Consider the following 12860-nt stretch of genomic DNA (forward strand, 5'->3'; position numbering starts at 1 on the left):
GGCTCAATATAGCAAGTTTTATTGATTTTGCATAGCTAAATCAACCGCTTGTTCGATAGTTTGTGCGCCTTCTTCGCTTTTCTGACTGTCCAAGCGGCATAGGGGCGCCTTCCAACCGCGTAGCCAAGTAATTTGCCGTTTAGCCAGCTGCCTTGTAGCACAGATTGCACGAAAAATCATTTCTTCACGGGAATAATCGCCGCGCAGATATTCCCACATCTGACGATAACCTACGCAACGAATCGAGGGCAAATCCGGATGCAGATCCGAACGTTGATAAAGTTTTTCCACTTCCTGCTGGAATCCCAGTTCAAGCATTGTATAAAATCGTTGTTCGATTCTCTGGTGCAGCAGACTACGTTGCTGCGGCTCGATGGAAAATTGCAAAATATGATAGGGCGGGGTTTCCCTTTTTTGTTTTATCAGTTCGGTCAAGGATTTACCGCTTAGGTAAAATACCTCCAAGGCACGGTTGATGCGCTGGCTGTCATTGGGATTGATACGCTGCGCTGAAATCGGATCAATTTCGCTTAATTCTCGGTGTAATGCCGGCCAGCCGTAGCGTTGTGCTTTGTCTTCGATTTGCCGGCGCAGCTTTTCGTCCGCCTGAGGCAAAGGCGAGATACCTTCGGCCAGCGCTTTGTAATACAGCATGGTTCCGCCCACTAACAGAGGAATTTTCCCCTGTGCGCTGATTTGAGCCATTTCCCGCAGGGCATCGCTGCGGAAATTCGCCGCTGAATAGCTATGAGCGGGATCAATAATGTCGATTAAGCGATGGGGCGCCAGCGCAAGCTCGGCTTTACTCGGCTTAGCCGTACCTATATCCATGTCCTTATAAATCAGTGCCGAATCCACACTGATAATTTCAACCGGTAGGTTACGACGCAGACGCATTGCCAAATCGGTTTTTCCCGATGCGGTCGGCCCCATTAAAAAAATTGCGATAGGATTTTTGTTTTGCATTTATGTATTTAAAAATCGGTTAAAGTCGACCGGGATCAAGAGTGATTCCAGTTCCTGAGTTTGTACGCCCAGTTGTTCCACTTCGGTTAAAAGATTGACGGCATCGGCATAAACCTGTATTGCAGCGAGTTCCGCCCGTTCGCAAAGTGCGGTCAAAAATTGCGAAGTTTTTTCAATCTGTATCTGTAGCAATGAAATAATCAGGTTTTGTAGGTTTTGGCGGCGCAAACAGTTAGGGACAAGGTTTAAGGTGATATGCGAATGCCCGCTATGTTCGGCGAATTCAAATCCGGCGTCGGCAAAAAAACTTTTCAATCTCTGCCACTGCTTGTATTGGTTCTGATCCAGACGAAATACAATCGGAATTAATAAAGGCTGGGTGGGGATATGCGCTTGAGCAAGACTAAGCCGCAGCTTTAAGCGTTGCAGAGGTTCCAACGGCAATAGATAGAAACATTGCTTGCGCTGTAGTAATAAGGCTTTATCTTCGATCAGCGCCAGGCTGCGCAAATAGATGTCCGGAGCCGATGCCTCCTGGTGCGGCGGTTGATTATGCTCGGTTTCGGAATTTGCTAATACTCGAGTTTTGAGCGCTTCGGCCTGCAATTCTTCAGCGGGCGATTGTTTTGCAGCGCCTGCCGCCTTTTGCGGCAAGGTTGTCATTAGCTGGCGGTAGGCTTGTCGCTCGGCTTTGCTCGGAATATTAGATTCGGGCAAAAAGTGCGGTCGAAAATCCGTATTTTTTTGCGGAATCCGCGCTGAAGTTTCGGGGGCTGTAAATTTGTTTTGACCTGCTGCCGCCCGGTTGGGTTTCGGCTCCGTGCCGCTAACCAGCCAAGGCGCCCGGGTTTCTTCAATATGCTGAGTTCTGTCCCTTAGCATCGGCTGCTCCGAGGCTAAATCCGACTGCAAGGCATTACTGACCCCCTGACTGACAAAGTCGTGAATCAGTCTGGACTGATGGAAGCGCACTTCATGTTTAGTGGGGTGGACATTGACATCCACTTCATGGGGATTTAAATCCAGAAAGAGCACGAAAGCGGGGTATTGCTCGTTACTCAGATATTCGGCATAGGCCTGACGAATAGCATGGGTAATGACCTTATCCCGGATCATACGCCCGTTAATATAACAATAGGCCAAATCGTTCTGCAGGCGATAAAAGCGAGGTAGACCCACCCAACCGTAGAGATGATAATCCTCGTGCTTCCAATCGATTTGCAGGGCATTTTGTACGAATTCTTGCCCGCAAATAGCGGCAACGCGTTTTAAGCGCTGTTCGTTGTTCGTCGCGCTTTTATACTGACGCAGGGTTTTGCCGTTATGAGTTAGCACAAAGGTAACCTGAGGTTTAGCCAGAGCGATGCGACGGATAACTTCGTCAATATGAGCGAATTCGGTTTTATCCGTACGCAAAAATTTGCGCCGCGCCGGGGTATTAAAAAATAAATTAGCCACTTCTACCGTAGTTCCAACCGGATGTGAAGCGGGCGTTAGCGTCGTTTCCATATCCCGCCCCTGCGCATATACCTGCCAGGCTTCATTTTGCTCTTGAGTGCGGGAAGTGAGCGTCAGTCGAGAAACCGAACTGATGCTGGCCAGGGCTTCGCCGCGAAAACCCAGGCTCAAAATAGCATCTAGATCTTCCAGAGAAGCGATTTTACTGGTGGCGTGGCGTGCCAATGCCAGCGCCAGTTCCTGCTTAGGGATACCTATTCCGTTATCACGGATACGGATCAAGCCGGCACCGCCTTTTTCAATATCAATCCGGATATGCGAGGCGCCTGCATCCAGACTGTTTTCCACCAATTCTTTTACCACCGAAGCCGGACGTTCGACCACTTCGCCTGCGGCAATCTGGTTGGCAAGTTGTGCGGACAGAATCTGAATCGGCATATCTTACTTCCTATTCTCTGAGTTTTACTTTTTGACCTACCAGGATTTTGCCGTCTTTCAGTTTCGGATTTAATTTTATCAGGCTGTCGACGGAAATCCCGTATTCTCTGGATATGGCATATAGAGTTTGATTCGCTTCTACCTGATGATATTGCGGAATTTGTTTGCCTTTATCCTTGGTGCTTTTTTTATTTTTTTCCGTAGCGGAGCTATTATCCACCGTTTGAGCCTTAGGTTTGACCGGAATTTTTAGCTGCTGACCGATGCGCAGTTCGCGCCGTTTCAGATTGTTAAGACTGACAATATCCTGCACGGACACCTGATATTTTTTAGCAATCTGGTCTAAGCGTTCGCCGGATTTTACCTGATGGCGGGTACCACTGTCCTTTGGCTGAGCGGTGGATGCGCTGTCTTTATTCTCATTTTTGGCTGCCGCCTGTTTTTGTACGGACTGCGGAATTTTAAGGGACTGACCGATCAGCAGTTCGCGCCGTTTTAGATTGTTAAGGCTGACAATATCCTGCACGGACACCTGATATTTTTTAGCAATATGGTCTAAGCGTTCGCCGGATTTTACCTGATGGCGGGTACCACTGTCCTTTGGCTGGACGGTGGGTGCGCTGTCTTTATTCTCATTTTTGGCTGCCGCCTGTTTTTGTGCGGACTGCGGAATTTTAAGGGACTGACCGATCAGCAGTTCGCGCCGTTTCAAACTGTTAAGGCTGACAATATCCTGCACGGACACCTGATATTTTTTAGCAATCTGGTCTAAGCGTTCGCCGGATTTTACTTGGTGGCGAGTGCCGCTATCCGTAATATCCGAAGCTTTGTCGGCGATGGTCGCTTTACGGGAGGTATTGGTTTCCTCCCGCAGGTTACGCTTACGGTATTCCACGATACCCTGATAAATAATATAAGCGATACGTCGGCGATAGGCCGGACTGCTTAGTTTGGCTTCTTCATCGGCGTTGGATAAAAAACCGGTTTCCACTAGGACGGAAGGAATATCCGGTGAACGTAATACGCCCAAGCTGGCATGTTGTGGGGTACTACGACTTAAAGGGGTTATTTTGGCAAAATTATTTAAGATAGTCCGCCCCAATTCATAACCTACCAGTTGGCTGTGTCCGAATTGCAAATCCAGTACGGTCTGGTTCAGATAGCGTTCATTATGGGTAGCCAGTACGCTGCCGGCTCCACCGAGCAATTCCGACTGTTTCTCATGATCTTCCAGCCATTGTCCCATTTCACTGTTGGCACGGCGGTTGGAAAGTACCCAGACCGAAGCTCCGCGCAGGGAAGGATTTTCCGAAGAATCGGCGTGAATGGAGATCAGATAATTGGCTTTGTTGCGGCGGGCGATTTCGGAACGATCCGGCACGGAAATATAGTAATCGCCTTTACGGGTGAGTACGGAACGAAAATTAGGATCCTTATCTAACAAGGCTTTTAATTCACGGGCAATGGAAAGAGTTACATTTTTCTCATAAATTCTCAGATTACGGCTGATGGCGCCGGGATCTTTTCCGCCGTGCCCCGGGTCGATGGCAATTGTCCAGACTTCGGCCCGCAAGGGTGCCATCAAGGAAATAAAAATTAAAAAAAATGAAAAAATAGCTTTCATGTTATACCGATAATATCAATATTCGTTATTTAACAGGCTAACCGGTTAAGAATATTTTCGCCCTGTGCGCTACAAGCGGTAAGCGCAATATTACGTGCCGAATCGCAATAGTCTATTTGAAGGATAAGATCCGGCGGCGGCAATATTCCTCGACCTTTTTCCGCCCATTCAATCAGGACAATACAATCGCGCTTAAAATATTCGCGGATTCCCATAAACTCCAATTCTTCCGGATCCGCCAGGCGATACAGATCGAAATGGTAAATACGCTTGTTTTGCAGCTGATATTCCTCCACCAGCGTATAAGTGGGACTCTTTACCTTACCCTGATATCCCAACCCTTGAATCATACCGCGGCTGATGGTGGTTTTTCCGGCGCCCAGATCGCCGTTCAAATGAATCACGACTTCTTTGGTACTGTCAAGCCGGCAAATGGCCCGGATTAATTGCCCGCCAAAATCACACATGGCGTTTTCGTCGGGAATAAATTTGTTGTAAGGTGAAAAGGTTGTCATGCTTTTTATCAGTCCGCTTTAATCCGAAATAGTTCCGGATTGTACCGCACTTTTATAAATTTATGTAGCGATTTAAGGTTTGGGGCGCCGGTCTTTTCCAAGCAAATAAAGATATGAATAAGCCAAAAAATATTAAAGTTAAGCTAATAATAGAAAGAAACGAATTAAGAATATAAATGATATGAAATAAATTGGAGCGGGAAACGAGGCTCGAACTCGCGACCCCAACCTTGGCAAGGTTGTGCTCTACCAACTGAGCTATTCCCGCGTCCTTTGAAGTGAGTGCCATTATACGAATATTTTTAGGGGACGCAAGCACAAAATTGGGAAAAATGTTGCGCTTGCTTGGTTTTTGCTCAATCCAGACGGATAAAGTGGGTACGATAATAGGCGAGTTCGGCAATGCTTTCTTTTATATCGTCTAGCGCCAGATGCGTGTTTTTCTTTGCAAAACCTTGCAGTAATTCGGGTTTCCAACGTGCGGCCAGCTCTTTCAGGGTGCTGACATCCAGATAACGGTAATAAAAATAATCGGCCAATTCGGGCATATATTTAACTAAAAAACGTTTATCTTGGGCAACGCTGTTACCGCAAATGGGTGAAACGCCTTTCGGAACCCAGCGTTTTAGAAAATCCAAGGTTTGCAGTTCGGCTGCCCGTTCATTTAGCGAGCTCTGTTTTACTCGCGCCACCAAACCGTTCTGATTATGGGTTTTGACACACCAGTCGCTCATATTATTCAGCAGTTGTTCGCTTTGATGAATCGCCAAAACCGGTCCTTCGGCCAGAATATTCAGATTTTTATCCGTTACTATGGTAGCGATTTCGATAATACGTTCTTTTTCCGGATCAAGCCCGGTCATTTCCAGATCGATCCAAATCAGATTTTGTTTATCTAATTGCATAATTTCAGGTATCCTATAGCATTAATTAATCGCCATATTCTATCTGAAAAACCAGCGTACTTTAAGGATTTCCTTTGGCCAAACGTAAATTAACCCAAAATCAGAAAAGACGAATCGCCTCAAATAATGTTAAAGCCCTAGAACGCCATCGCCGCAAACCGCAGCAGGATATTGACTGGCAGGAAAATATGCTGGGAGATACCCAAGAAGGCTTGGTGGTTACACGCTATTCCATGCATGCGGATGTTGAAGACGGGCAGGGCTGTATTTATCGTTGTAACCTGCGTCGTACCTTGTCCGGTGTAGTGGTGGGCGATCGGGTTCTCTGGCGGCGCGGACATGAAAAGTTACAGGGCATCAGCGGTGTAATTGAAGCTATACGGCCGCGCCGTAATGAACTTTCCCGTCCGGATTATTATGACGGTATGAAGGTGATGGCTTCAAATATCGATCGTATTATTATCGTTTCGTCCGTTTTGCCCGCCTTGTCGCTGAATATTATCGACCGCTACCTGGTAATTTGCGAAACGGCGGGTATTCCGGCAATTATCGTGCTGAATAAAGCGGATTTGCTTAGCCCGGCACAGCGCAGTCAAGCGGAGGAACAGCTGGGTATCTACCGTGATATAGGTTATCAAACCCTGATACTTTCTGCCGAAAGCGGAGAAAATATGGAAAAACTGACCGCACTTTTAGCTCAGGGAACCTCGATTTTCGTAGGGCAGTCCGGGGTCGGAAAATCCAGCCTGATTCAGCATCTGTTACCGGAGCAGGAAGTAAAAACCGGCGATATTAGTGAAAATTCGGGGTTGGGGCAGCATACGACCACGGCTTCGCGCCTTTATCATTTAGCCTGCGGCGGAGATTTAATCGATTCGCCGGGTATACGTGAGTTCGGTTTATGGCATCTGGAAGAAAGCCAAATTACCCAAGGTTACCTTGAGTTTCATGCTTTTCTTGGGGGCTGTAAATTCCGCGATTGTAAGCATCTGGACGACCCCCAATGCGCACTGAGAGCGGCGGTGGAAGAGGGAAAAATTCATCCGCAGCGGTTTGAGAATTATCATCGGTTAATTAACGCCAGAACGGAAAACAGATCAAAACGTCATTTTATAGAAAATACGGACTAAGCCCATAAATAAGGAAACTGTTACGTTTCAGCAAAGGAATATTTGCTGGTTAAATATTGTTCGTTTTCGCTGTTTTTTTGTGATCGACTTCAAATTTTTTCGAGGGGCGGCTTGATTCTTCGGGCATAATATTGATACTTAGCGCCAGATTTATTTTGAACTCCTTGGGGAAATGGGTTAAAGTGCCTCAGCGATCAAGCCGGCTATGATAAATTAACATCATAGGGCTGCCCGATAACGGATAACAGAATAAAACTCATATTTTAAACATTACTTCAGAGGTAACTATTATGTACGCAAAAGACGTTGAAATTACAGCACCTAACGGTTTACATACCCGCCCGGCAGCACAATTCGTAAAAGAAGCGAAAGCTTTCGCCAGCGATGTAACCGTAACCTCCGGCGGTAAAAGTGCAAGTGCGAAAAGCCTGTTTAAATTACAAACCTTGGGTCTTACTCAGGGAACGGTAATCACCATTTCCGCCGAAGGAGAAGACGAACAGCAAGCGGTGGAACATCTGGTCGCTTTAATCCCTACATTAGAATAATTTCTCGTTGTAGCCATAAAATCCGAATATTTATTAGGCATGGGTTTTATGGCTATATTCCATCTGGCAGTTTTATTTCATTATTATCGGAAGGTTACATATGATTTCTGGAATTCCGGCTTCCCCGGGCATTGTATTCGGCAAGGCCATCGTACTTAAAGAAGAAAAGATTGTACTTGATACGCAAAAAATCACAGAAGAACAAATTGAATCCGAAATAGCGCGTTTTTATCAGGGACGCAGCAATGCGATTGAACAGCTTAGTTCCATTAGAGATCGGGCCTTAAAATCATTAGGGGAAGAAAAAGCCGCAATTTTTGACGGCCATCTGATGATTCTGGAAGATGAAGAGCTGGAAGAAGAAATTATCGATTACCTGCGTTCTCATAAGGTTAATGCCGGTGTGGCGGCCAGTAAAATTATTGATCAGCAGGTCGATATGCTTTCCGAGATCGATGATGAATATTTGAGAGAGCGTGCCGGCGATATTCGCGACATAGGTAATCGTTTAATTAAAAATATTCTGGGCATGAAAATTGTCGATTTAGGCGATATCAATGAAGAAGCCATTTTAGTTGCCTATGATTTGACTCCTTCCGAAACCGCCCAGCTGAATTTAGAAAAGGTATTGGGATTTATTACCGATATCGGCGGCAGAACCTCGCATACCTCGATTATGGCCCGTTCTTTGGAATTGCCGGCTATTGTGGGGACCAATAACGTAACTCAGCTTGTTAACAGCGGCGATTATCTGATTCTTGATGCCGTTAATAATAGCGTATATGTTAATCCGGCTCAGGAAGACATAGAGCGTCTGAAGGCGCTGGAAAAGCAGCTGGCGGAAGAAAAAGCCGAATTAGCCAAATTGAAGGATTTACCTGCGTTGACCCTAGACGGCCATCGCGTGGATGTGGTTGCCAATATCGGTACCATTCGTGATTGCGAAGGCGCAGATCGTAACGGTGCGGAAGGTGTGGGCTTGTATCGTACCGAATTCCTGTTTATGGATCGCGATCAGTTGCCAAGTGAAGAAGAGCAGTTCGTTGCCTATAAAGAAGTGGTAGAGGCCATGAACGGACGCTTGGTGGTATTGCGTACCATGGATATCGGCGGCGATAAAGAATTACCTTACCTGAATTTGCCGAAAGAAATGAATCCCTTCCTGGGCTGGCGTGCCATTCGTATTGCCTTGGATCGCCGCGAAATTTTGCATGCTCAGTTAAGAGCGGTATTGCGTGCTTCCGCTTTCGGCAAATTGGCGGTAATGTTCCCGATGATTATCTCCGTTGAAGAGATCCGTGAATTGAAAGGGGTGATTGAAACCCTAAAACAGGAACTGCGCAACGAAGGTAAAGCCTTTGATGAAAATATTCAGATCGGCGTAATGGTGGAAACCCCTTCCGCTGCGGTAAATGCCCGTTTCCTAGCGAAAGAAGTGGATTTCTTCAGTATAGGTACCAATGATTTAACCCAATATACTCTGGCGGTGGATCGGGGGAACGAATTAATTTCTCATCTGTATAACCCAATGACCCCTTCTGTGCTGAGCCTGATTAAACAGGTGATTGATGCTTCCCATCAGGAAGGCAAATGGACAGGTATGTGCGGCGAGTTAGCGGGAGATGAAAAGGCTACCCTGTTGCTACTCGGTATGGGACTGGATGAATTCAGCATGAGTTCGATTTCCGTTCCGCGGATTAAAAAATTAATTCGTAACGTCAACTATGCAGATGCTAAAGCCCTGGCGGATAAAGCCCTGTTGTTACCAACCGCTGCGGAAATCGAAAAACTGGTTGCCGATTTTTTGGCGGAAAAAGCATTAAATTAGATACAATTTGATGTTTTTCAGGTAGAATAATCGCCGAATCTTAAGTTTAGGAGATAAAAAATGGGCTTATTTGATAAATTATTCGGTTCAAAAAGCAATAAAGCGACGGAAGTTGAAATCTATGCGCCGCTTTCCGGCGAGATTGTCAATATTGAAGATGTTCCGGATGTGGTATTTTCGGAGAAAATCGTCGGCGACGGTATCGCTATTCGTCCGAACGGTAATACCATAGTGGCACCTGTTGACGGTGTGGTCGGAAAAATCTTTGAAACCAATCACGCTTTTTCTATCGAATCCAAAGAAGGGGTCGAATTATTCGTTCACTTCGGTATCGATACCGTTGAACTGAAAGGTGAAGGTTTTACCCGCATCGCTCAGGAAGGTCAGGCCGTCAGCCGCGGCGATACTATTATCGAATTTGATTTAGCATTGCTGGAGCAAAAGGCAAAATCGGTACTGACTCCGGTGGTTATTTCCAATATGGACGAAATCAGCCATATTGAGAAAAGAACAGGTGAAGTGGTTGCCGGTGAGTCCGTTGTTTTAATTTTGAAAAAATAGGCACAGATTCATTTTTTTATCTTTGATTGGAGTTCGCTTGTTTCATTAAGCGAACTTTTTATTTAATCTTGCGGGCAGCGAGCTGCCCCTTATTACACATCGGGTGGAAAAACTATGTTTGGAAAAGGCGGCTTAGGCAACCTTATGAAGCAGGCGCAGCAAATGCAGGAGCGCATGCAGAAGATGCAGGAAGAAATCGCACAACTGGAAGTCTGCGGCGAATCCGGTGCGGGATTGGTGAAGGTAACCATTAACGGCGCCCATAATTGCCGTCGTATTGAGATCGATCCTTCGCTGATGGAAGATGACAAAGAAATGCTGGAGGATTTAATTGCCGCTGCATTTAATGATGCGGTACGCCGTGCGGAAGAACTGCAAAAAGAAAAAATGGCTTCGGTTACTGCGGGTATGCCGTTACCTCCGGGCTTCAAAATGCCGTTCTGATAAAAAATTGGTAAATTCCGACCGCACTTTAGGTGCGGTTTATTTTTGCTTTATTCGAGAGTTATTATGCAAACCAGCCCCCTTTTAGAAAATCTAGTGGAAAATTTACGTTGCCTGCCCGGCGTGGGGCCGAAATCCGCACAGCGTATGGCTTATCATCTATTGCAACGCAACCGCGGCGGCGGTATGGAACTGGCGCGCGCCCTGACCGAAGCAATGTCGAAAATAGGTCATTGTCAGCATTGTCGAACCTTTACCGAGCAGGATACCTGTACCATCTGCAATAACCCGCGCCGTCAGAATAGCGGTTTGCTCTGCATAGTGGAAATGCCGGCGGATATTCAGGCCATTGAGCAGACAGGACAGTATGCAGGGCGCTATTTTGTGCTTATGGGGCATCTGTCGCCCTTGGACGGTATCGGGCCGCGTGAAATAGGTTTGGACATATTACAGCGTCGTTTACAGCAGGAATGTTTTGCCGAAGTGATTCTGGCGACCAATCCCACCGTAGAGGGAGATGCTACCGCAAATTATATCGCCGAATTATGTATGCAGCAGCATATTAAGGTAAGCCGTATTGCACATGGTATTCCCGTCGGCGGCGAATTGGAGGCGGTGGACGGCACGACCCTGAGCCATTCTTTCCTAGGCCGACGTCCAATGCTTTAGTGGAAATCCGGGGACTAAAAAAATATCGGTATGCGCAGATACCGATATTTCGAGAGCCTTGATTCCGGCCGATTTTATTGCTCGCTCAGATTTATCAGATACTGCACCAATAAGGATACCGGACGTCCGGTAGCGCCTTTTTCTGCGCCTTGCAGCCAAGCGGTACCGGCGATATCCAGATGAGCCCAAGGATAAGCCCCGCTGAAGTTAGACAAAAAGGCCGCAGCGGTGATCGCTCCGCCCCAACGGCCGCCGATATTGGCTAAGTCGGCGAAATTAGACTTCAACTGTTCCTGATATTCTTCACTGAGCGGTAAGCGCCAGGCCTTATCATCGGCTTGTTGCGCCGCATTCTCGATGGCATGGGCAAGCTGATCATTATCGGATAGCAAGCCGCTGTTATGCTGCCCGAGAGCGACGACACAGGCGCCGGTTAGGGTCGCAATATCAATGACCGCCCGCGGATTGAAGGATTCGGCGTAGGTTAGGGTATCGCATAACACCAGACGCCCCTCCGCATCGGTATTCAGCACTTCGACAGTTAATCCCTTCATCGTCGTCAGAATATCGCCGGGGCGATAGGCGTTACCGTCCGGCAGATTTTCGCAACCGGCCAGCATACCTATCACATTGAGCGGTAGGTTCAGGGCGGCAATGGCGTTCATTACGCCGAAAACAGCAGCGGCACCGCACATATCGTATTTCATTTCATCCATATCTGTGGCCGGTTTAAGAGAAATGCCGCCGGCATCAAAGGTTAGCCCTTTACCGATGAGGACAATGGGCTGCGCCTGGGGATCAGGGTGATTTTTGTATTCGATCACAGATAATTTCGCTTCATTGGCCGAACCGCGCGATACGGCTAAATAGGCATTCATCTTCAGCTCCGCCATTTCCTGTTCGCCGAGGATTCGGGTATGGATTCGGGCCTCCCGTTCCGCTAATGCCAAGGCCTGCTCTGCCAGATAGGCGGGATTACACAGATTCGGCGGGCAATTGGCGATATCTCTGGCCTGTTTAATTCCGGAAGCAATTGCCGTTCCGTGTAATATGGCTTGCTGAGCTGAGTTCGCTTCTTTATCCGCAACGGAAAAAATCATTTCTTTCGGTGCTTTAGCTTCATCTTTTTGACGGGTTTTAAACCGGTGGAAAGCATAGAAGGCCTGTTCCGTGGTTTCGATGGCAAAGCGGATATTCCAGTACAGATCACGCCCGGGCAGGGCAACTTCGGTTAATTCGTTCAATACGCTGTCGGCGGCAATCTCTTTTAATAGGGGAACGACTTTTCGACAGAGCTGTTTATAGCGGCGTTCGTTGATTTCTTCAGCCTTACCACAGCCGACCAAGATAATACGGCGTTCGCCTTTATGTAACAGCAGGGTTTGCCCGAAATTACCGCGCAGATCACCGAGCCGGATCAGTTTGCTGATTTCCCCTTGGAGTTGCTTGTCCGCGCTTTCCGCTGCCGGGCTGAGCTTGCCTCCTTCAAAAATCGCCAGAATAACGGCCTGGATATGATCTGCATCAAGTGCGGTGTTTTTGATTGAATATTTCATTGTATTTTTCCTAATTCTCAAACAATGCGAATGTAAGCCGAATTTACCCGAATTAGCGCCAATGATCAACAGAGCCGCCTTCTCCTTAAGATATGCTCGTATTATTTACCCCCGTCCGATTGCTATTGCTATTTTTCGAATAGGCTTTTTAAACAATAAGTTGCCCTTAGAGCAGAGGCTGAAAACGGCTCTTAGGGAGAGTAAAAGCGCCGCGAGGA

The 12860-nt window shown here is 47.0% G+C and carries 12 protein-coding genes and 1 tRNA gene; 6 read left to right on the forward strand and 7 right to left on the reverse strand.

What is annotated here, in order from left to right:
• Nucleotides 1-18: 18 nt before the first annotated feature.
• The 6 genes from miaA to orn form a co-directional block, all read right to left on the reverse strand.
• Entirely contained in the window at nt 19-966 is a 948-nt protein-coding gene (miaA, locus tag EDC45_RS03080) for a tRNA (adenosine(37)-N6)-dimethylallyltransferase MiaA (RefSeq protein ID WP_133543364.1), read from the reverse strand.
• Nucleotides 967-2862, reverse strand: a complete 1896-nt coding sequence (mutL, locus tag EDC45_RS03085) for a DNA mismatch repair endonuclease MutL (protein ID WP_133543366.1) — start codon at nt 2860-2862, stop codon at nt 967-969.
• Nucleotides 2863-2872: 10 nt separating this feature from the next.
• The gene (locus tag EDC45_RS03090; RefSeq protein WP_133543368.1) at nt 2873-4486 is read right to left on the reverse strand and encodes a LysM peptidoglycan-binding domain-containing protein; all 1614 of its coding nucleotides are present in this window, start codon (nt 4484-4486) and stop codon (nt 2873-2875) included.
• A gap of 29 nt (nt 4487-4515) precedes the next feature.
• On the reverse strand, nt 4516-5001 hold the full coding sequence (gene tsaE, locus EDC45_RS03095) for a tRNA (adenosine(37)-N6)-threonylcarbamoyltransferase complex ATPase subunit type 1 TsaE (RefSeq protein ID WP_133543370.1): 486 nt from the start codon (nt 4999-5001) through the stop codon (nt 4516-4518).
• Nucleotides 5002-5193: 192 nt separating this feature from the next.
• Nucleotides 5194-5269 (reverse strand) — tRNA-Gly (locus EDC45_RS03100).
• A gap of 88 nt (nt 5270-5357) precedes the next feature.
• Nucleotides 5358-5906 (reverse strand): oligoribonuclease, encoded by a 549-nt coding sequence (orn, locus tag EDC45_RS03105; protein WP_133543372.1) that lies wholly within the window; start codon nt 5904-5906, stop codon nt 5358-5360.
• Between the two features lie 74 nt (nt 5907-5980).
• On the opposite strand from orn, the gene rsgA reads away from it, so the two are divergent.
• The 6 genes from rsgA (at nt 5981) to recR (ending at nt 11086) form a co-directional block, all read left to right on the forward strand.
• Nucleotides 5981-7036, forward strand: coding sequence for a small ribosomal subunit biogenesis GTPase RsgA (gene rsgA / locus EDC45_RS03110; protein WP_133543374.1), 1056 nt, complete (start codon nt 5981-5983; stop codon nt 7034-7036).
• Between the two features lie 290 nt (nt 7037-7326).
• Nucleotides 7327-7584 carry a phosphocarrier protein Hpr gene (ptsH, locus tag EDC45_RS03115; RefSeq protein WP_133543376.1) on the forward strand — a complete coding sequence of 86 codons (258 nt, stop codon included), beginning with the start codon at nt 7327-7329 and terminating at the stop codon, nt 7582-7584.
• A 100-nt stretch (nt 7585-7684) separates the two neighbouring features.
• Complete coding sequence (gene ptsI / locus EDC45_RS03120) at nt 7685-9412, forward strand: phosphoenolpyruvate-protein phosphotransferase PtsI (RefSeq protein ID WP_133543378.1); 1728 nt, start codon at nt 7685-7687, stop codon at nt 9410-9412.
• A gap of 60 nt (nt 9413-9472) precedes the next feature.
• Nucleotides 9473-9973 (forward strand): PTS glucose transporter subunit IIA, encoded by a 501-nt coding sequence (crr, locus tag EDC45_RS03125; RefSeq protein WP_133543380.1) that lies wholly within the window; start codon nt 9473-9475, stop codon nt 9971-9973.
• Between the two features lie 114 nt (nt 9974-10087).
• The gene (locus EDC45_RS03130) at nt 10088-10417 is read left to right on the forward strand and encodes a YbaB/EbfC family nucleoid-associated protein (protein ID WP_133543382.1); all 330 of its coding nucleotides are present in this window, start codon (nt 10088-10090) and stop codon (nt 10415-10417) included.
• Between the two features lie 66 nt (nt 10418-10483).
• Entirely contained in the window at nt 10484-11086 is a 603-nt protein-coding gene (gene recR, locus EDC45_RS03135) for a recombination mediator RecR (RefSeq protein WP_133543384.1), read from the forward strand.
• Nucleotides 11087-11160: 74 nt separating this feature from the next.
• On the opposite strand, the gene EDC45_RS03140 is transcribed toward recR, so the two are convergent.
• Nucleotides 11161-12642, reverse strand: coding sequence for a leucyl aminopeptidase (locus EDC45_RS03140; protein WP_133543386.1), 1482 nt, complete (start codon nt 12640-12642; stop codon nt 11161-11163).
• Between the last annotated feature and the right edge of the window lie 218 nt (nt 12643-12860).

This window comes from Mesocricetibacter intestinalis (assembly GCF_004363295.1).
Classification (GTDB): Bacteria; Pseudomonadota; Gammaproteobacteria; order Enterobacterales; family Pasteurellaceae; genus Mesocricetibacter; species Mesocricetibacter intestinalis.